This is a genomic window from Pseudoalteromonas sp. S1612, assembly GCF_005887175.1.
In the GTDB taxonomy this organism is placed as follows: Bacteria; Pseudomonadota; Gammaproteobacteria; order Enterobacterales; family Alteromonadaceae; genus Pseudoalteromonas; species Pseudoalteromonas undina.
Window position 1 is genome coordinate 39997 of the sequence record NZ_PNDH01000014.1, and the last position, 20206, is coordinate 60202.

The following is a 20206-nucleotide window of genomic DNA, read 5'->3' on the forward strand; positions in this document are numbered from 1 at the left end:
GTCGTTTAGTATCAACCAAAGTCGCAAAGCCACCCTCAGGTGGCTTTGTTATACTCGTTAAGCAACTTATTTTTGGAGTTAGCTATGCGCACTGCGATTATTTCTCACCCCCACTGCCGTAAACATAAAATGATTGACGATCATCCAGAGTGCCCTGAGCGTTTGGATGCGATTAACGACCGTCTACTTGCAAGTGGGCTGGATGTCGCTATCGAGCAAAAACAAGCACCTAAGGCCTCGCGTGAGCACTATTTATTGGCGCATAGTGAACAACACATCAAGCATGTAGAAAGTATGATCCCAACCGAAGGGCTTAGCGATTTGGACGGCGATACCTGGTTATGCCCCGATTCATTGAAAGCAATTGAGCGTGCAGTAGGTGCAGGGTTACTCGCTGTTGATGAGGTTTTAGAGGGTAAGTTAGACGCTGCATTTTGCTCAGTGCGCCCGCCAGGGCATCACGCTAACCGAGATAGCTCTTCTGGTTTTTGTGTGTTTAACAACCTTGCGATTGCGGTTAAATATGCACAAAGCAAAGGGGTTAAACGTATTGCCATTATCGATTTTGATGTACACCATGGTAATGGCACGCAAGATATTTTTATGGATGATGAAAATGTGTTGCTGTGCTCGTTATTTCAATATCCATTTTATCCAAATACCGCCATTAAAAATAACGCCACGTTGGTAAATTCACCTTTGCCTATTGCTAGTGATGGTACTGATTTAAAAGCGCTTTATGAGCAGCAGTGGCTACCAAAATTAACTGAATTTAAGCCTGAGCTACTTTTTATAAGCGCAGGATTTGATGCGCACCTTGAAGATGATATGGCCAGTTTAAAGTTTGTTGAAAGTGATTATATATGGCTTACTGAGCAATTAGCGCAATTTAGCCAACAAAATGATTGCTTAGGTATTATCTCTTACCTAGAGGGAGGATACTCACTGTCTGCCCTCGGGCGCAGCGCGATTGCACACGTTAAAGCCTTAGTTGATTTCGGCGAGTAACCTAAATGCCTGTTCAGGAGTAAGCTGCTCTATTTTACTGAGGCAACATTGCCCTTCTTTTGCTAAATATTCCTTTACCAATTGCGCTAATTGTATTGCACTGAGTGCATTATGCGCATCGCCATTTAAACCTTGATAGCCACTTACCTTATCTAAAATAACCACGTTTTTCTGCTCATTCACGTCCATAGTATAAATAAAATCATGTAACTCATCTGCATGCTCTAATAGCTCAATCTCATTATTATAAATAATAATTAATGGGTAACTGATGCTCATATATTGTCCTAAATCAAATTGTCATTTACTGAATAATTTATAATCGTGCATTGGTTTAATTTTGGAAGTAAAAGCAATGCCCCACACTAGCCGCTATCAAAAAGTATGCGATGTTTTTACAAATAAGGTGATCGCCTGTACCAAGGATACCCCTTTAATTGAAGCGGTGAAACTAATGCGTGTGCACAATGTTAGCGCTATTTTTGTTAAACATCAGCAGCAAATAGTGGGGGTGTGGACTGAAACTGATTGCTTAACGCTTAACTTTTCTGATCAGACACTTAGACAAGTAATGATTGAAAAGGTAATGTCGAGCCCGGTATTGAGTGTACCCAGCCAGCAATTATTAACCGATACCGCCATGGTGTTTAATAAGCATGGCGTAAGACACTTACTGGTAACCGATGCCAATGATAACCCAAGCGGGGTGATTAGTATTACTGATATTGTGAGTAATCAAGGGTTAGAGCATTACCTGCAATTTAGACCGATAAACGAGCAATATAATAAAAATATTAGGGTAGTCCCAAGTTCATTAGCCATCAATGATGCAGTTAACTTAATGCGTGAACACGCCGAGAAAGTTGTTTTAGTATTTAATGAAGATGAAAATATCCATGGCATTATTACCCAGCGAGATTTACTAAAACTCATCACCGAGCAGCATAATCATCTTATTTGTTGGGATTTGGCGAGCCGTCCTCTGTATAAAATAAGCCCACAAGACAGCCTTTTTGATGCTTACAGGTTGATGTCTGAAAGTAGCATTCGGCATTTAGTGGTGAGCGAAAATAATCAAATTAACGGCGTATTATCACTTGAAAACTTAATTAATGAAATTGAAACCGCTTATTGTTGTGAGCTTGAAAAGGTACTTCAGCAGCGTGATATTGCATTGCAGCACTCACAGCGTAATTTATTTTTAGCCAATAAAATTATCGACTCCTCTTTGGATGGCATCATGATCACCGACTCGAATGGGGTGATTATGCAAGTAAATCCTGCATTTACTCATTTAACCGGCTACAAAGAATATGAGGTGATAGGTAAGCGGCCTAATATGTTGAGTTCAGGACGTCATGATAAAAACTTTTATATAAAAATGTGGGATTCATTGACTAAAACAGGCGTATGGCAGGGGGAAATTCATAACCGTAAAAAATCTGGCGATATTTATATTGAGTGGCTCAGTATTATAGAAATAAAAGAGCCAAGTTATAGTGATGTTACTTATGCCGCTATTTTTAGTGACATAACAGAGCGAAAGAGTGCAGAAGAAAAAGTAGTGCAGCTAGCATATTTTGATGAACTAACCGGTTTACCTAATCGGCGCTTATTTAACGATAGGCTCTCTATGGCACTGGCCTCTGCTCACAGAGATAAACAAATGCTAGCGGTAATGTTTATTGACCTTGACCGTTTTAAAGAGGTAAATGACAGCTTGGGCCATAACGCCGGTGATACCTTATTAAAATTAGTCTCTGAGCGCATTATTAACACCCTTAATGAGGGGGATACACTGGCACGATTAGGGGGAGATGAGTTTATTGTTTTGTGTGAGGTTGAAAGCGTAGCAGCTGTTATCAGACTTGCAGAGGGTATTTTAAATCACTTAAATACCCCCTTTAAATTGGAAGGATTTGAAGTGGGTGTTACCGCCTCTATAGGTGCAGCGGTTTATCCAGATGATGGCTTAGACAGTGAAACATTATTAAAGCATGCTGATATTGCCATGTATCGCTCAAAAGATGTGGGGCGTAATTCGTTTCAGTTGTTTCAACCCTCAATGAATGCCCGCTCCCTTGAGCGCTTGGCAATGATGAGCCGCTTTCAACATGCACTTGAAAATGATGAGTTTGAGCTTTATTTTCAGCCTAAACAGTGTTTAAAAACAGGGGGGATTATGGGGGCTGAAGCACTACTGCGTTGGCAAGACCCTGATTTAGGCACTATTTCGCCAGCGCAGTTTATTCCGCTTGCTGAAGAGTTAGGTTTAGTTGTTCGTCTCGATTTATGGGTTATTAACCAAGCCGGTAAGGAGTTAACTCTTTGGCAAGCACAAGGAATGAATCCCGGACGTTTGGCGATTAATGTATCTGCTTGCCACCTAAGCCAAGGTAAGTTAGCTGATAACATTAAGGTCATGCTTACTCGCTATCAATTACCTGGGAGTTTACTTGAAATAGAGCTGACTGAAAGTAGCTTTATAGGTTCTTTTTCACAGGCAAAAGAACAGTTACAACAGCTTAAAACGTTAGGTGTACATATTGCGCTTGATGATTTTGGCACGGGGTATTCGGCATTAAGCTATTTAACCAAACTGCCCTTTAATACGTTAAAAATAGATGCCAGCTTTATTGCGAAAATTCCTGATGAATACGGCAATAGCCAAATTGTTGCGGCGATTATAGCCATGGCGACAAGTTTAGGATTGGATGTGGTTGCTGAGGGAGTTGAGCATGCCTCGCAAGAGACACACTTAGCAACGATAGGCTGTAATATTATTCAGGGTTACCATTATTGCTATCCATTAACACGACAGCAATGGATAGCATTTTATAACCAAGCAGCAAAAGGTTATTCTGAGTCTACGCTCACTTCATAAGAGGTGAATTTTCGAATATTAATCACACCGCTATCAAAAATTAAGTACTGACCTTTTATACCTTGTAAAATACCGCTAACAACAGGGTTTTTATCAAAGTTAAATGAGCTAATTTTAGTTGGGTATTCACTAACTGGAAAATCAAGGTTTACTACGTCTTCATCAAGTTGTTCAATGGCGGTTGCGCCAAACAGCTCACTCAGCTCTGTAAGCTTTTCGCTTATTTGTGGAATAAGTTCGGCGGCTGCTGCTTTTAAATCAAGCGTGTCGTTTTGTCCTTTAAGCATATTACGCCAATTGGTTTTATCAGCAATAAATTGTGCCAGCGCTACTTCAACTAAGCCCGATTGCAAACGAGTCTGCACTTTAAAAATAGGTAAGGCTTGGGTTGCCCCTTGGTCAATCCAACGGGTAGGAATTTGTGTATGGCGAGTAATACCTACTTTTAATCCTGAGGTATTTGCTAGGTAAACATAATGCGGGATCATGCAATTTTCTTCGCCCCACTCTGGCTCGCGGCAGGTGCCTTGGTCGTAATGGCAGGTTTCCGGTTTCATGATACACATATCGCAACTGGCAAGTTTGCGCATACACACAAAGCAATGCCCTTGAGAGTAGCTCTTTTTGGTTTTTTTACCACAGTTAGAGCACAAAATTGTGCCACTAAAAGTAAGGGTCAGCTGTTTGCCAATTAAGGCATTTAAATCAACCAGTTCATCACCTATAGGTAGGTGGTATTGAACCGGCTCTGTTAAGCTCGACTTTAATTTACGCAGTGTACCTTGCATCTTTTCTTGGCCCCAAAGATGTTAAAAAGGGGAGTTTAACATTTTTAGGCTGTATTGGCTTTTTAAGAAGTCTAAATAATTATCATAAGAGAGTGCTTTGGCATACAGATAGCCTTGAGTACGGTCGGCGTTCATAGTTGTAAGTAGCTGATGAACCTCTTGAGTCTCTACGCCCTCAATCGTGATAGTTAGGCCCAGATTATGTGCCATATCTATGGCTGTTTGCACAATAACCTGATGCGCACGGTTATCAGTTAAATCAAACACGAATGACTTATCTACTTTAAGTTCGCTAAAGTGATAGTTAACCAAGTAGCTAAGCGATGAATAACCAGTGCCAAAGTCGTCTAGTACTACTTTAACGCCCAAAGTAGCAAGCTCATCAACTAAGGTGACTAATGCATCTTGATTTTCGACAAAAGCAGACTCAGTCAGTTCAAACTTTAATAAGTGAGGAGCAACCTGATACTTAATCAAAATATTCTCTACTTTTTCGGTCAAATTAGTAATGGCTAGATTTTTTGCACTTAAATTAATACTAATACTATGATTGCTTATGCCATCGGATGCCAGCTTTGCAATGTCTTTACAGGCTTGTTCAATAACCCAAATTGTTAATTCATTAATAATACCAGTGTGTTCGGCGAGTATAATTAGCTTTTCTATCGAAATATTTTTAAAGTCAGCATCTGGCCAGCGTAGTAGGGCTTCCGCGCCGTGTATACTGCACTCCTCTAAGCTCACTTGTGGTTGATAATAAAGGGCAAGTTGATCCTCTCTTATCGCTTGCTGTAGCTTGGCTGCAAGAGCAACGTCCATGGTAAGGTTGTCATGCGCAAGTGATGAGCTTACTTTGCTTAGGTTATGTTTAGCGTCGTGTAATGCTAAATAGCCTCGTTTTAACCAAAACTCAAAATCATCACGTTTACCGTAACCACTAATGCCAACACTGTAATTAAGTTGTAAGTCTAGACCTTTAATTTGATATGTTTTTGGTAACTTATTTAAGATCTGTTTGAGTAATTCTTCGAGCGTATGCTGACTCTGGTTTTTAGTGGAAATACAGGCAAATACGCCACTGCCTAAATCAGCAATTTTAGCTGGCTGATTAATACCACTGTTGAGATGGAAAAACTCTCGTTCAAAGCTTAATTGGCCTTCAAGTTCGTGAGCAACATGTTTAATTAGCTCATACCCTTGCGAGGGCGTAATAATGGTATTTAGAGAGTTAAAATGACGTATTTTCACCAAGCATAAAGTGGTAGAGCGTCGCTGGGCTTTAAGTGCCATAAAGGCATACTTTAGTTTAGCGCTATTAAGTAGCTTAGTTTGCTGGGTATGTGTTGCATGATATAGCGCTTGCTCACGCTGATAACGAATCCGATCAGCAAGTGCCATTGCCATTAGGACAATTTCACACAAAATGGCCATTAAAAAAGCATGGCGTATTGAAAAACTATAGGAAATAACGCCTGTGAGCTCTAGAGGTTGGATAGCTGCGCCAATGATCAGTGGCACCCACGAAAATACGTAAAACTTAGCCCAACGAAAACCGCTTCTTAACTTGTTGTAAATTAAAATGAAGCAGACAATATAGAGCGATCCTAAAATCACAAAAAATATCGGTGCGGCTATATTTTCAGGAATGAAAAAACTCAATGTCCCTAGAACTAGCATCAGTCTTAATAAGCCGATGCTTAATTTATACCGCCAGCAACCGTCTTTATGATAACGTAAAAACAGTGTGCAAAAGGCGAGGGTAAAAAACGCAATGGTGTAGTTGACCACAATGACTTTTTCGTGAATAAATAACTGCCATTCAAGCGGCCATAAATAAAAGCCAAACCCCAGCACGGTGCCCATTAATGCAATAGCGCTAATAATGTAGCCAATGTAAACTAAATATACGCGGTCTTTAATACCAAAATAAAGTAATAGGTTATATAGCGAGGCCATTAATAGTACGCCAGCAAAAATTCCCCAAATGCCTGTTTGTGAGCGAACTAAGTCAACAAATACAGTATGGCGATATAAGTGAATTGGGGTTTTACTGATCCCCACGGTATCTATTTTTATGATTAATTGTTGTTTAGACTGACCATCTAGTTTAAAGCGAATATGGGGCACGCTGTACTTAAATAAAGTAAGACGCGGCTCTTTATCACCAAGCTTATAAGTGTCGAGTAGCTGGTTATTACTATTGAGCCTATATATAGTGAGGTGATCCACCATCGGATTATCAAAATGCGCCACCACATCTTCTTGTTGACTGCTTTTGTTTTCTAAATCAAGGCGTAACCAATAATTTTGCTGTTGAAAACTCCAAGGAATATCGTTAAATTTTTGCTGTGTAAACTGCGCTTTATTGCTCATTACTTCTGTGAAGCTTTGTGTTTTACTCTTGTCTATGTAATATGCATGATCAAGATAAACAGGGGTTATTTTATCTATGGTATAGCGAGATGGCATCACAAAATTTGTTGCCAATGTGCTGATAATAAAAAAGATAAAAATAAGTATTACGACCGCTATCGCATGATAGCGCAAGGTTTTAAATTCCAATATTAACCTGTGCCCTGATTGTTTTTTTATAGTGTAGCAGTAAAAAGCGCAGATAATCTGCGCTTATAAAGTTTAATGAGTAAAACTCAATAATTATTGTTCACGAGCAATTGCACGATAGGCTATATCTGTACGGTATTCCATGCCGTCCCAGCTGATTTCATCAACCAGTTTATAGGCACGTTGTTGCGCTTCGGTAACGGTATTACCTAGTGCCGTTGCACATAATACTCTACCACCGGCAGTTACTAAGTTATCGCCATCTTGCTTAGTCCCTGCGTGAAAAACTTTTTCGCCTTCAGGGTAAGTTACTTTCAGGCCACTAATCGCATCGCCTTTCGGGTAGCTATCTGGGTAGCCTTTGGCAGCTAAAACAACACCTACAGCAGCGCGTGAATCAAACTCAATGGTAGTTTTATCAAGCTCTACACGGTTAGCAGCTTCAATCAGCTCAACTAAATCTGATTGCAAACGTAGCATCATAGGTTGTGTTTCAGGGTCGCCAAAACGACAGTTATATTCAATTACTTTTGGTGTGCCGGTGTCATCTATCATTAAGCCTGCATATAAAAAGCCAGTGTACGGGTGGCCTTCGCTAGCCATACCTTCTACCGTAGGGTAAATCACTTCATTCATAATGCGTTGATGAATTTCATCAGTCACTACCGGTGCCGGAGAATAAGCGCCCATACCGCCAGTATTTGGGCCAGCATCGCCATTGTAAGCACGTTTATGATCTTGGCTAGTTGCAAATGGCAGTACGTTTTCACCATCAACCATTACGATAAACGACGCTTCTTCACCTTCTAAAAACTCTTCGATGACAACGCGGCTGCCGGCTTCACCAAAGGCATTACCCGCAAGCATATCGCGAATGGCTTCTTCTGCATCGCGTTCATCCATAGCTACAATCACGCCTTTACCTGCCGCTAAACCATCGGCTTTTATAACAATCGGTGCGCCTTTCTCTTTTAAATAGGCAAGCGCAGGGTCGATTTGTTCAAACGTTTGGTAATCAGCGGTTGGGATAGCATGACGTGCTAAAAAGTCTTTAGTGAACGATTTAGACCCTTCAAGCTGGGCAGCGCCTGCTGTTGGGCCAAAAATAGCTAAGCCGTGTTCACGAAACTTATCAACAACACCTAATACTAGCGGCACTTCTGGACCAACAATGGTTAGCTCAACATTATTTTGTTGTGCAAAGCTAAGTAGCCCATCAAGATCTTCAACGTTAATTGCTACGTTCTCAAGTTTTGGCTCAAGGGCTGTGCCCGCATTACCTGGAGCAACATAAACAGTGTTTACTTTTGTATTTTGAGCGGCCTTAAACGCAAGTGCGTGTTCGCGGCCGCCGCTGCCAATGACTAATACATTCATGGCGAATATCCTATTTAAAGCGGTTTTTTAAATTTCAGCGTCATACGGTCGCTTTCACCTATGGCTTTATATTTAGCGGCATCTTGCTCGCCAAGTCTAAGGCTCGGTGGAAGGGTCCATACCCCTTTAGGGTGATCGGCTGTATCAAGAGGGTTTGCATTAATATCGCTTTTTGCTTCAAGTTCAAAACCTGCCTGTTCAGCAAGTGCAATAACCACACTCTGCTTCATATAACCTGATGACTTTTGCATTTCATCGGCTTGCTCTTCGGGTAGGCGATGTTCAACTACGCCTAAAGTGCCGCCAGGTTTAAGTGCTGTATAAAAAGACTTAAATGCATTGCTTGCTGCGTCTTTGTCTTTACTCATGAACCAGTTATGGACATTACGAAAAGTAAGTACCATATCGGCGCTACCTGCAGGGGCAATATCTAAATGAGTCGAAGGAGCAAACTCAGTAAGTTTAACGTGACTAAAGCGGGCATCTTCAGCGATTTTAGCTTTAAAACCAGCAAGAGAACGTTGGTAGTAACCTACCGATGAATCAGCAGGAAAATGCGCGGCATAATAGGTGCCTTGCTCTTTTAGTGCTGGCGCTAAAATTTCACTATACCAACCACCGCCAGGCGCAATTTCTACCACAGTCATTGTTGGTTTAAAGCCAAAAAACTCGAGGGTTTCTACAGGATTGCGGTATTGGTCGCGTTCACTGCTGCGCTCGCTTGCTTTAACTGCATTTGTTAATGCTGAGTCGTGGCCATGGTTGTGTGCTAATGCCATTGTTGAACTTAATGACAGCGTGGCAACCAGTAGAGATTTTAGTGCAAATTTCATCGTCTAATCCTTCACATTATAATTGTTAGTCATGGTTATAGAATAAGCAGAATACGTGAATTTGATGCAAACAAAAAGAGCTAACTGAAGCAGTTAGCTCTTTAAGCGATTAATGGCGGAAATGGCGCATACCCGTAAACACCATTGCCATACCGGCTTCATCAGCGGCGGCAATTACTTCTTCATCGCGCATTGAACCACCCGGTTGAATAACCGCGGTAATACCTGCTGCGGCTGCAGCATCAATGCCATCACGGAATGGGAAAAATGCATCTGATGCCATAACTGAGCCTTTAACTTCAAGGTTTTCATCAGCGGCTTTAATACCGGCAATTTTAGCTGAGTAAACACGGCTCATTTGGCCTGCGCCAACACCAATAGTCATACCGTCGCGGGCATAAACAATGGCGTTTGATTTAACAAATTTAGCCACTTTCCAACAGAAAAGTAAGTCTTTAAGTTCTTGCTCAGAAGGCTGGCGCTTAGAGACAACCGTTAAGTCGTCTTGCGTTACCATACCTAAATCACGGTCTTGAATTAGAACGCCGCCATTAACGCGTTTAATGTCATGGCCTGTGCCTTTAGCAGAGAACTCACCACACTCTAATAAACGTACGTTTTGTTTAGCTGATACTATTTGAGCGGCTTCTGCACTCACGCTTGGTGCGATAATAACTTCAACAAATTGACGTTCAACAATCGCTTGTGCAGTTTTTGCGTCAAGTTCTTGGTTAAAAGCAATAATGCCGCCAAACGCTGACGTTGGATCAGTTTTAAAGGCGCGATCGTATGCTTCTAAGATATTTTCGCCAATTGAAACACCACATGGATTAGCATGTTTTACAATAACACACGCCGGTACATCAAATTCTTTAACACACTCAAGTGCGGCATCGGTATCGGCAATATTGTTAAACGATAATGCTTTACCTTGCAGTTGAGTGGCTGTCGCGACTGACGCTTCAGAGATGTCGTTTTCAACATAAAACGCGGCATCCTGATGCGAATTTTCACCGTAACGCATATCTTGTTTTTTAGTGAATTGCATATTGATAGTACGAGGGAACTTAGTATCTTCAGCGGCTTCTTCTGTGTAATCAGGAACCATTTTACCGAAGTAGTTAGCAATCATACCGTCGTATTGCGCTGTATGCTCATAAGCGGCAATAGCTAGATCAAAGCGGGTTTTGTAAGTCGTTGAGCCGTTGTTATTTTGCATTTCGCTAATAATACGGTCATAGTCGTTTGCGTTAACAACAATCGTCACATCTTTGTGATTTTTAGCTGCTGCACGCACCATGGTTGGGCCACCAATATCGATGTTTTCAATAGCATCTTCAAGGCTGCAGTTTTCTTGAGCGACAGTATTCGCAAAGGGGTATAAGTTAACTACAACGATGTCGATAGCAGCAATGTTGTTATCTGCCATTACGCCTTCATCTTGGCCACGACGAGCAAGAATACCGCCATGAATTTTTGGGTGAAGGGTTTTTACGCGACCATCCATGATCTCAGGGTGTCCGGTGTGATCTGATACTTCGGTAACTTTAATCGCATTATCAGCAAGTAGTTTACAAGTGCCGCCAGTTGAAAGTATTTCAACACCTTGTGCTTCTAGTGCACGGGCAAATTCAACAATACCGGTTTTGTCTGACACACTCAAAAGTGCGCGACGTATAGGACGATGTGTATCCATTGTAGTTTGATTTCCTCAGTTAATGAGCTAGCTTAGAAGCGCGTATTTTAACTGATTCCGACTCAAAAAACGACTTATAACGACCCATAAAGCGTGAGCATTTTGCAATTTCGTTAATAAATTTTACAGATAAAAAAAGCACCCTAAGGTGCTTTTTTAAGAGTGTTTTATAAAACACTCAGTGTATTGAATCAGTAAGCGCGGTAAAGCAATTACGGCATCAATACCTTAGGTATTAGTTCATACCGTATTTTTTTAGCTTTTTACGTAAAGTACCACGGTTGATACCTAGTAAAATTGCCGCACGAGTCTGGTTGCCACGTGTGTAAGTCATTACTTCTTCAAGCAATGGCGCTTCTAGCTCAGAAAGAACAAGGTCGTAAACGTCTTGCACATCTTGACCGTTAAGCTGTTTTAAGTAGTGGTGAACAGCTTTTTTTACTGCATCACGCAATGGCTGCGGTTTCTCGTGTGACTGAACATGAGGGTTTGTGATAAATGGAGAAGTCACGTTTTGTTCGAACATTATAAAGTCTCTTTCTTTCTTAGTTAGCTGCTAGTGTTTTAAAGTATTGCTCTAATGCGACGACCTGTTCCTCGGAATTGTCGAGCGCATTAAATACTCGCCTAAACTGACCGTCACTGTCATGGGTTTGCAAATACCAAGATACATGTTTGCGAGCGATTCGTGCTCCCATTGGCTCACCGTAAAACATATGGAGGTTGGTTAAATGCTCCATTAAAATACTGCGCACCTCTGCAATAGCAGGTGGCTGCATATGTTCACCAGTTCGCAAATAGTGGTCTATCTCCCTAAATATCCAAGGGCGACCTTGGGCGGCTCGACCAATCATGATGGCATCTGCACCCGTATAGTCCAAAACCTGCTTTGCTTTTTCAGGTGATGTAATATCACCATTAGCAACCACAGGTATCGACACTGAACGTTTTATATCCCTAATTGTGGCGTACTCAGCATCACCTTTGTACATACATGCGCGCGTGCGCCCATGTACAGCCAGTGATGCAATGCCATAACGTTCAGCTATTCTTGCAATCTCTACACCATTACGGTTGTCCTGATCCCATCCTGTACGGATTTTAAGTGTTACAGGTATATCAACCGCATTAACGACGGCATCAATAATCTCTTCCACGAGTTCTGGAAACTGTAATAAGGCTGAGCCTGCAAGTTTCTTGTTCACTTTTTTTGCTGGGCACCCCATATTGATATCTATGATCTGTGCACCGTTTGCAACATTGAATTGTGCGGCCTGTGCCATAAGCTCAGGGTCTGCTCCTGCAATTTGCACCGCACGTATACCCGACTCACCAGAATGATCCATTCGGTTCATCGACTTTTCGGTTTTCCAAACCTTCGGATTAGACGACAGCATTTCAGACACAGCAAGGCCAGCGCCTAAACGACGACATAACTGTCTAAATGGTCTGTCTGTTATGCCCGCCATAGGCGCGACAATGACATTATTCTCAAGTTGGTATGAACCGATACGCACGATATTCAATAGGCCTCTTTTCAAGGGGCGCTAAGTTTACGGCTTTTTGCGCAAAAATCAAAGGCTATAAATTGAACAAAAGTGACTTTTTTTTGCTCTTTTCGTATTGACATTTGATAACCGTATGACGAAGCGGTTTATTTGTGTGAATTTTGAACGGTCGTTGTTTTTATAATAAAAAATCTTTATTTTTTATTATGTAAAAAAATAGTAAAGCCTGTTAAATACAGGCTCTAGAAACGACTTTTGAGTTAATACTCTAAACTTTGAAAAAACGCACTATTATGCTTTTTTAATGCCACTGACTCGGGTCCAGTCGCCTTCAATGGCAATCTCATCAAGTTCAATAAAGGGCGCATATATATCGGCAACCGATTTTGCTTGCTCTTCTAAAATGCCCGACATGGCAATTTTACCGCCTGGTTTTAATAACCCTAAAATCACACTATGAAGCTCACGCAGAGGTTGCGCTAAAATATTTGCCACAACAATATCGGCTGTAAATTCAGGTTGGTTTTCTGGTAGATAAACTTCAAGCTTGTCAGCAACGCCATTACGGTTAGCGTTATCTAAGCTTGCTTCTAGCGCTTGCGGGTCAATGTCTATCCCTATCATGCGCTCTGCACCTAGTTTAATTGCTGCAATGCCTAATATGCCTGAACCACAACCAAAATCGACTACCGTTTTGCCGCTCAAGTCTTGGCTTTCAAGCCACTTTAAACACAGCGCGGTGGTGGCGTGCGTGCCAGTACCAAATGCAAGACCAGGATCAAGTAGCACATTGACTGCGTCTGGATCTGGAATATCGCGCCAGCTAGGGCAAATCCATAGTTTTTCGCCAAATTGAATAGGGTGGAAGTTATCCATCCACTCACGTTCCCAATCTTTGTCTTCGAGTTGCTCGATTTTGTAAACTAAATTGTCTTTGAGCTCATCATGGCGCTTTAATAACGCAACCACGGCGTTCATATCGTAATTAGCTTCGAACAGACCAATTACTGTGGTATCAGCCCAAAAAACGACAGTGCCAATTTTGGGTTCGTAAATAGGGGTGTCTTTAGCATCAATAAAAGTAACAGAAGCACTACCAGCTTCCATTAATAAGTCACTAACTGCATCTGCGGTTGCAGCATTGGCATTGATACGGATTTGGATCCAAGCCATGTTTATTTCCTTGAAATAGAAAAAAGGCCGCTACAGCGGCCTTTTGAGTTAACTCATAATGTAACGCTAGATTATTTAGCGTCTAAAAAGCTTTTCAGTAAATCAGAGCGAGAAGGGTGACGTAATTTACGTAGTGCCTTCGCTTCAATTTGACGAATACGCTCACGTGTTACATCAAACTGCTTACCTACTTCTTCCAACGTGTGGTCGGTATTCATATCAATACCAAAACGCATACGCAGTACTTTCGCTTCACGGGCAGTTAAGCCAGCGAGCACATCGTTAGTTGCGCCACGAAGAGACTCCATTGTTGCCGAATCGATAGGCGAATCAATAGTAGTATCTTCAATGAAGTCGCCTAAGTGCGAATCTTCATCATCACCAATCGGTGTTTCCATTGAAATTGGCTCTTTTGCAATCTTAAGTACCTTACGGATTTTATCCTCAGGCATCATCATGCGTTCAGCTAATTCTTCTGGATTTGGCTCACGACCCATTTCTTGTAACATTTGACGTGAAATACGGTTCAATTTATTGATCGTTTCAATCATATGTACTGGAATACGGATCGTTCTTGCTTGGTCAGCAATAGAGCGAGTAATTGCTTGGCGAATCCACCACGTGGCATAAGTAGAGAACTTATAACCACGACGGTATTCAAACTTATCAACCGCTTTCATCAAACCAATATTACCTTCTTGAATTAAATCCAAGAACTGTAAACCACGGTTGGTGTATTTTTTAGCGATTGAAATTACCAGACGTAAGTTCGCTTCTACCATCTCTTTTTTAGCACGGCGCGCTTTCGCTTCACCAATACTCATGCGACGGTTTATATCTTTAATACGTTCAATGCTTAAGCCAGTGCTTTCTTCCATTGAAGAAAGTTTGCTAATACAACGAAGTATTTCAGGCTTCACTTCTTCAAGTTTAGCTGAATGCTTTTCGTTAGCTGCAATTTCAATATCAAGCCATGCTGTGTCAGTTTCGTTGTTTGCAAAATGCTTAACAAAGGTTTTCTTTGGAAGCTTTGAAACTTGTACTGCATGCTTCATGATAAGACGTTCTTGAACGCGAACTCGGTCCATCATTTCACGCATGTTATTAACCATGCGGTCAAATTGTTTAGGCACAAGTTTAAAGGTTCTGAACAACTCACCAATTTCTAAAATTGCGGCTTGAGATTCTGGATGAGAGCGACCTTTTTTATCGAATGTTTCACGTGCTTTAGTGTATAAATCACGTAAGTTTTCGAAATGGATGCGCGCTTCTTCAGGATCTGGACCTGTATCTACTTCTTCTTCGTCTTCATCATCGCTGTCATCATCATCGTCGCTGTCATCAAGCTGTTTTTCGCTTAATTCAGAACCAATGTTAGTGGCAGCAATTGGTGGTGCTTCGTCTGCATCAGGATCGAAAAAGCCAGAGATAATGTCGCTAAGGCGCATCTCTTCTGCTTCAAACTTATCCCACTGTTCAAGTAGGTAAGTGATCGCTTCTGGGTATTCAGCAACCGAAATCTGTACTTGGTTAATGCCTTCTTCAATACGTTTAGCGATAACAATTTCGCCTTCACGGGTAAGAAGTTCAACAGTACCCATTTCACGCATGTACATGCGAACAGGGTCTGTTGTACGGCCGATTTCTTTTTCTACAGTAGCAAGGGCTGCAGCGGCAGCTTCCGCTGCGTCTTCGTCTGTCGTGGTTTCTTGCATCATTAATTCATCAGCATCAGGCGCGTTTTCGCTAACCTTGATACCCATGTCATTAATCATGCTAATGATATCTTCTACTTGATCTGAGTCGATAATATCTTGTGGAAGGTGATCATTAACTTCTGCAAAAGTTAAGTAACCTTGCTCTTTACCTTTTTGAATCAGAAGTTTTAATTGTGACTGAGGAGTTGGATCCATAGAGATTGTTTCTTCCACTCTGATAAGTTGATACAACAGGCGCCATCATGGAGTTTGCTCAAAGGCTAACCAGAATAATGTGACGCAGTGAATAGCACAGTATAACAGCCTAAATCAAATCTGACTAGCCGTTAGTCGTTTTTAACGCTGTCATTAGCAAATGACATTCTAGTCGTTCATCGCTATTTAAGCCCTGTGTCTTGTCTTTTATTAATAGGGTCTCTAGTCGATAATTTAAACACTGATCTTCAATAAATTTAAAAGTATTTTGAAAAACAGTCTCTAAACGCTCTTCATCTATTTGATGTTGCCATGTAGCCAACTTAGTTAATGGCTCATAGTCATCAGTGTCTCTAAATGATTCGAGAATTTGTGCAGTGGTAATACCATCTTTTTGTAACGCTTGATATTGTAGGCGTAATAACAAGCCGATTCCTGCAATATTCATTTGTGCTAAATCAGGCAAGTAGGGCACGCTTTTTGCCAAATTAGGGTGCTGAACTAAAATGCCTATCGCTTGGCGCATCGGTGTAATTTTAAATTTACGTTCAATTGCTTGCTGCTGTTTTGGTGTTTTTAAATGATTATTAAGTTGCTCACGGGTGCGACCAATTAATCTGCCTAGTTGCTCCAAGATATTTTCTTGATAGAACTCACTTGGGATCTTTTCAATTAATGGCAGTGCTGCACTGAGTAACTTAGCCTTACCGGAATCGAGCGTTAAATCAATCTCTTTACTTAGTTTATTAAACAGCACTTTAGTGAAGTCATCGGCGTTTTCTAGGCGCTGCTCAAAAGCCTCTTTACCTTCTTGTTGAACGAGTGAATCAGGGTCTTCACCATCGGGTAAAAATACAAAATGCAGTGCTTTGCCATCGTTTAAGTAAGGAAGTGCATTTTCCAGTGCACGCCACGCGGCATCTTTACCTGCACGGTCACCGTCGTAGCAACAAATAACTTTGTCAGTGGTTCTAAATAAGGTGTGCATATGCTCGCTGGTTGTCGCTGTGCCGAGTGCGGCAACTGCGTATTCTATTCCTTGTTCAGCCAGCGCAACGACGTCCATATAACCTTCTACTATGAGTACATGATCGAGTTTTTTGTGTGCTTGTTTTGCTTCATAAAGGCCATAAAGTTCAAACCCTTTATGGAATATGCGCGTTTCAGGAGAGTTTAAATATTTTGGCCCCTGATCTGCTTGCATTACACGGCCACCAAAGGCAATGACGCGACCGCGTTTATCACGAATAGGGAACATTAAACGATCACGGAAAAAATCGAATTGCTTACCTGGCGTTTTTTCAGATGCGAGCTTCAGCTCAACTAATTGCTCTTTTTGTTCTTGATTACGTCCAAGCTGTTGGCAGAGGCCTTCCCATTCGCTGGGCGCATAGCCCATCATAAACTTTTTAACTGTTGCGCCGCTTAAGCCGCGACCTTTTACATAGTCTATTACTGTTTCAGAATTACTATGATGTTTTAACTGGTGTTGATAAAAACGCGCTGCATGGAGCATTAAATCGTAGTCTGAACGTTTTTGTGCTGCGGTGCGTTCTGGGCCATTACTACTTCCTTGTTCGCGAGGAACATCTAGGTTAAGTAAACTGGCTAGCTCTTCAATTGCATCAACAAACTCAAGTTTGTCATATTCCATAACAAAAGAAATAGCATTGCCGTTAGCGCCACAGCCAAAGCAATGATAAAACTGTTTATCTTGCGATACAGTAAACGAAGGCGATTTTTCATTGTGAAAAGGACAGCAAGCTTGATAGTCTTTGCCCGCTTTTTTCAACCCTACCTTTGAGTCAATCAGGTCGACAATATCGGTTCGTGCCAATAAATCATCGATAAAGTTGCGTGGGATCTTTCCAGCCATTGTTTAAAGTACAGCCCTAAGGTAAATATAAAAGTGTTAAAAGCGAATTATAATACGCAGAGATTGGAACACAAATGCATATTTTTTTGAAGTGCTCTAAACGAAGAAACCGAGCTCAAGGCTCGGTTTACTTCAATCATACTTAATGTATGTGGGAGTATTAGGCAGTTAATCGTTGCTTAATTAAACCTGAGATTTTGCCCATATCGGCACGACCTTCGGCTTTGCTTTTGATTATACCCATTACTTTACCCATGTCTTGCATACCTGCTGCATTAGTATCAGCAATAGCCGCGTCAATGAGAGCAATGATTTCTTCTTCACTCAATTGTTGAGGTAAAAAAGCTTCAAGTGCTGTAATCTCATTGGCTTCAATTTCAGCTAAATCATCACGCCCAGCATCTTTGTACTGAGTGTAAGAGTCGCGACGTTGTTTAACAAGCTTCACTATAACGGAGGTAATACCTGCGTCGTCTAGTGTTATTTGCTCGTCAATTTCACGTTGCTTGATTGCAGCAAGTACCATGCGAATAGGATTAAGACGTTGTTTGTCTTTAGCTCTCATCGCATCTTTTTGCGCATCTTTTAGCGTTATTAAAAGGCTCATTTATACAAGACCTAATATATTAGTATAATTTAACGCGACGAGCGTTATCACGAGAAAGTTTTTTCATGTGACGTTTAACAGCAGCTGCTTTTTTACGCTTACGCTCAGCTGTTGGTTTTTCATAGTGCTCGCGACGACGAACTTCTGAAAGGATACCTGCTTTTTCACATGAACGCTTGAAGCGACGAAGTGCTACGTCAAACGGTTCGTTCTCTCTTACTTTAATTACTGGCATTAAAAATTCACCTACCTAAATTATGAGCGTTGCTCAAGTTGATCAAACATTGATCAAGTGGTTCAAAAATGGTGCGGTATTGTAATCCGAAGCAACACCACATGTAAAGGATAATATTAACAGAAACCCGACCGCTAAAACAGTGTTAATTTACATGCCGTTGGTATAGCCTGCAAAAAACTTGACCAGCCTTTTTCTCTTTTATTAACAACCAGTTACTAGGAGTTTTGAACGAGGTTAACTCGGTTTCTACTTCAACATATATTAGTGCGTCAGGGTCGAGCCATTGATTATTTTCTAATAAGTCACAGCATGATTGGGCTAAATTTTTGCGAAATGGCGGGTCAATAAAAACTAAATTAAATGTGTCATTGGTGTTTTTGCTTTCAAGAAAGGTCAGGGTATTAGTATTGAGTACCTGTGCATTTTGCGCATTAAGGGTGGCAACATTTTGCGTTAGCTGTTTTGCTGCTAACGGATCAAGCTCTAAAAATGTGGTGTTTTTAGCAAAGCGAGATAGCGCTTCAAATCCTAAACCACCAGAGCCGGCAAAGCAATCGAGAGTGCGTGCATCTCGGGTATCGTGCATTAACCAATTGAACACTGTTTCTTTTATTCTGTCGGTTGTAGGGCGTAAGCCTTGAACGTCTTTTACTGGCAGTTTACGACCGCGAAATTGGCCGCTAATGATTCTAATAACGCCATCGGCTGATTTATGGGTGGTGTTATTTGGTGTGATTTTTTTTCTCATTTAACTCACTAAAAATTGGTATCTATGATCTAGCTCAGATAATATTGCAATCATATCACGGCGTGTCATTTTTCAACTGCGCTAAAAGTGTTACTATTACGCACCCTCGAGGATAACGTGTTGCTAAAAAGCAATTATTTAGGCTTAAAAGCACGCTATCATTATCGTTAGTTTATCAGATTTTTATAAGTGGTTATTAGCAAGTATGGCAAAAAAAAGTAAATTCATGTCGTGGCTCGGTTTTGGTAAGTCAGATAAAAAACAAGCAGAAGCTGATAAACAACAAGCATTGGCAAACGAGCAGGCAGAAAAAGTCGAACAGGAGCGCTTAGCAGCAGAGAAGGCCGAGGCAGAGCGTTTGCAAGCTGAAGCTGAAGCCGAACGTTTAGAACAAGCCCGAATTGCAGCTGAACAAGCTGAAGCAGAACGTTTAGCGCAAGAGCAAGCTGAAAAAGCCGAACAACAACGAATAGCTGCCGAAAAAGCAGAGACAGAGCGTTTAGAGCAAGAAAAACAGGCGCAAGCACAACGCGCTGCGGCAGCAGAAAAACAAGCGATTGAACAAGCTAACGCTGAGCTATTGGCTAAACAACAGGCAGATGCCGAGCAGCAAAGACAAGAGCAAGCTCAACGTTTAGCAGAGCAAGAAGCGCAAATGTTGTTAGAGCAAGAGCGTATAGCAGCTGAAAAAGCAGAAGCTGAACGTTTAGAGCAAGAGACACAGGCGCAAGCACAACGCGCTGCGGCAGCAGAAAAACAAGCGATTGAACAAGCTAACGCTGAGCTATTAGCTAAACAACAGGCGGATGCAGAGCAGCAAAGACAAGAGCAAGCTAAACGTTTAGCTGAACAAGAAGCGAAAATGTTGTTAGAGCAAGAACGTATCGCGGCTGAACAAGCTGAGCATGAGCGCTTAGAACAACAGCGTATTGCAGCAGAGCAAGCTGAGAATGAGCGCTTAGAACAACAGCGTATTGCAGCAGAGCAAGCTGAGA

The 20206-nt window shown here is 41.4% G+C and carries 16 protein-coding genes and 1 pseudogene; 3 read left to right on the forward strand and 14 right to left on the reverse strand.

Annotation, left to right across the window (positions count from 1 at the left end; translation table 11 throughout):
- The first annotated feature begins 84 nt into the window (after nt 1-84).
- On the forward strand, nt 85-1008 hold the full coding sequence (locus tag CWB78_RS06375; protein ID WP_138594725.1) for a histone deacetylase family protein: 924 nt from the start codon (nt 85-87) through the stop codon (nt 1006-1008).
- Here CWB78_RS06375 and CWB78_RS06380 read toward each other — a convergent pair.
- A complete protein-coding gene (locus tag CWB78_RS06380; RefSeq protein WP_010391771.1) occupies nt 988-1287 on the reverse strand; it encodes a DUF4144 family protein in 300 nt (99 codons plus the stop codon). The two genes, CWB78_RS06375 and CWB78_RS06380, sit on opposite strands and share 21 nt — an antisense overlap.
- A 76-nt stretch (nt 1288-1363) precedes the next feature.
- Between CWB78_RS06380 and CWB78_RS06385 the strand changes: the two genes are divergently transcribed.
- A complete protein-coding gene (locus CWB78_RS06385) occupies nt 1364-3892 on the forward strand; it encodes an EAL domain-containing protein (protein ID WP_171040318.1) in 2529 nt (842 codons plus the stop codon).
- Here CWB78_RS06385 and CWB78_RS06390 read toward each other — a convergent pair.
- From CWB78_RS06390 to rsmD, 13 genes are all read right to left on the reverse strand, one after another.
- Nucleotides 3865-4680, reverse strand: a complete 816-nt coding sequence (locus CWB78_RS06390; RefSeq protein ID WP_010391775.1) for a DUF2797 domain-containing protein — start codon at nt 4678-4680, stop codon at nt 3865-3867. The genes CWB78_RS06385 and CWB78_RS06390 overlap by 28 nt on opposite strands.
- A 21-nt stretch (nt 4681-4701) precedes the next feature.
- Nucleotides 4702-7242, reverse strand: coding sequence for an EAL domain-containing protein (locus CWB78_RS06395; RefSeq protein WP_138594729.1), 2541 nt, complete (start codon nt 7240-7242; stop codon nt 4702-4704).
- Nucleotides 7243-7335: 93 nt separating this feature from the next.
- Nucleotides 7336-8619 (reverse strand): phosphoribosylamine--glycine ligase, encoded by a 1284-nt coding sequence (gene purD, locus CWB78_RS06400; protein ID WP_138594731.1) that lies wholly within the window; start codon nt 8617-8619, stop codon nt 7336-7338.
- Nucleotides 8620-8633: 14 nt separating this feature from the next.
- On the reverse strand, nt 8634-9452 hold the full coding sequence (locus CWB78_RS06405; protein ID WP_010391779.1) for a class I SAM-dependent methyltransferase: 819 nt from the start codon (nt 9450-9452) through the stop codon (nt 8634-8636).
- A 109-nt stretch (nt 9453-9561) separates the two neighbouring features.
- Nucleotides 9562-11148, reverse strand: a complete 1587-nt coding sequence (gene purH, locus CWB78_RS06410) for a bifunctional phosphoribosylaminoimidazolecarboxamide formyltransferase/IMP cyclohydrolase (RefSeq protein WP_138594733.1) — start codon at nt 11146-11148, stop codon at nt 9562-9564.
- 235 nt (nt 11149-11383) lie between these two features.
- Complete coding sequence (gene fis / locus CWB78_RS06415) at nt 11384-11674, reverse strand: DNA-binding transcriptional regulator Fis (protein ID WP_002957804.1); 291 nt, start codon at nt 11672-11674, stop codon at nt 11384-11386.
- Between the two features lie 19 nt (nt 11675-11693).
- Nucleotides 11694-12665 (reverse strand): tRNA dihydrouridine synthase DusB, encoded by a 972-nt coding sequence (dusB, locus tag CWB78_RS06420; protein ID WP_010391792.1) that lies wholly within the window; start codon nt 12663-12665, stop codon nt 11694-11696.
- A 282-nt stretch (nt 12666-12947) separates the two neighbouring features.
- Complete coding sequence (prmA, locus tag CWB78_RS06425; protein ID WP_138594735.1) at nt 12948-13829, reverse strand: 50S ribosomal protein L11 methyltransferase; 882 nt, start codon at nt 13827-13829, stop codon at nt 12948-12950.
- 71 nt (nt 13830-13900) lie between these two features.
- Nucleotides 13901-15742 (reverse strand): RNA polymerase sigma factor RpoD, encoded by a 1842-nt coding sequence (gene rpoD, locus CWB78_RS06430; protein WP_010391796.1) that lies wholly within the window; start codon nt 15740-15742, stop codon nt 13901-13903.
- Nucleotides 15743-15866: 124 nt separating this feature from the next.
- Nucleotides 15867-17618, reverse strand: coding sequence for a DNA primase (gene dnaG / locus CWB78_RS06435; RefSeq protein WP_138594737.1), 1752 nt, complete (start codon nt 17616-17618; stop codon nt 15867-15869).
- A gap of 160 nt (nt 17619-17778) precedes the next feature.
- Nucleotides 17779-18225: a GatB/YqeY domain-containing protein gene (locus tag CWB78_RS06440; protein ID WP_008114877.1), complete on the reverse strand. Its 447-nt coding sequence runs from the start codon at nt 18223-18225 to the stop codon at nt 17779-17781.
- A 19-nt stretch (nt 18226-18244) separates the two neighbouring features.
- Nucleotides 18245-18460, reverse strand: a complete 216-nt coding sequence (gene rpsU / locus CWB78_RS06445; protein WP_002957797.1) for a 30S ribosomal protein S21 — start codon at nt 18458-18460, stop codon at nt 18245-18247.
- Nucleotides 18461-18605: 145 nt separating this feature from the next.
- On the reverse strand, nt 18606-19211 hold the full coding sequence (gene rsmD, locus CWB78_RS06450; RefSeq protein ID WP_138594739.1) for a 16S rRNA (guanine(966)-N(2))-methyltransferase RsmD: 606 nt from the start codon (nt 19209-19211) through the stop codon (nt 18606-18608).
- 205 nt (nt 19212-19416) lie between these two features.
- Here rsmD and CWB78_RS06455 point away from each other — a divergent pair.
- Nucleotides 19417-20206 (forward strand): annotated as a pseudogene (locus CWB78_RS06455) (signal recognition particle-docking protein FtsY); the annotation flags it as partial.

What these genes read in the sequence shown, in the direction of transcription:
- CWB78_RS06375 (WP_138594725.1), top strand. Translation starts at nt 85, where the DNA reads ATGCGCACTGCGATTATTTCTCACCCCCACTGCCGTAAACATAAAATG.
- CWB78_RS06380 (WP_010391771.1), bottom strand. Translation starts at nt 1,287, where the DNA reads ATGAGCATCAGTTACCCATTAATTATTATTTATAATAATGAGATTGAG.
- CWB78_RS06385 (WP_171040318.1), top strand. Translation starts at nt 1,364, where the DNA reads ATGCCCCACACTAGCCGCTATCAAAAAGTATGCGATGTTTTTACAAAT.
- CWB78_RS06390 (WP_010391775.1), bottom strand. Translation starts at nt 4,680, where the DNA reads ATGCAAGGTACACTGCGTAAATTAAAGTCGAGCTTAACAGAGCCGGTT.
- purD (WP_138594731.1), bottom strand. Translation starts at nt 8,619, where the DNA reads ATGAATGTATTAGTCATTGGCAGCGGCGGCCGCGAACACGCACTTGCG.
- CWB78_RS06405 (WP_010391779.1), bottom strand. Translation starts at nt 9,452, where the DNA reads ATGAAATTTGCACTAAAATCTCTACTGGTTGCCACGCTGTCATTAAGT.
- purH (WP_138594733.1), bottom strand. Translation starts at nt 11,148, where the DNA reads ATGGATACACATCGTCCTATACGTCGCGCACTTTTGAGTGTGTCAGAC.
- fis (WP_002957804.1), bottom strand. Translation starts at nt 11,674, where the DNA reads ATGTTCGAACAAAACGTGACTTCTCCATTTATCACAAACCCTCATGTT.
- prmA (WP_138594735.1), bottom strand. Translation starts at nt 13,829, where the DNA reads ATGGCTTGGATCCAAATCCGTATCAATGCCAATGCTGCAACCGCAGAT.
- rpoD (WP_010391796.1), bottom strand. Translation starts at nt 15,742, where the DNA reads ATGGATCCAACTCCTCAGTCACAATTAAAACTTCTGATTCAAAAAGGT.
- dnaG (WP_138594737.1), bottom strand. Translation starts at nt 17,618, where the DNA reads ATGGCTGGAAAGATCCCACGCAACTTTATCGATGATTTATTGGCACGA.
- CWB78_RS06440 (WP_008114877.1), bottom strand. Translation starts at nt 18,225, where the DNA reads ATGAGCCTTTTAATAACGCTAAAAGATGCGCAAAAAGATGCGATGAGA.
- rpsU (WP_002957797.1), bottom strand. Translation starts at nt 18,460, where the DNA reads ATGCCAGTAATTAAAGTAAGAGAGAACGAACCGTTTGACGTAGCACTT.
- rsmD (WP_138594739.1), bottom strand. Translation starts at nt 19,211, where the DNA reads ATGAGAAAAAAAATCACACCAAATAACACCACCCATAAATCAGCCGAT.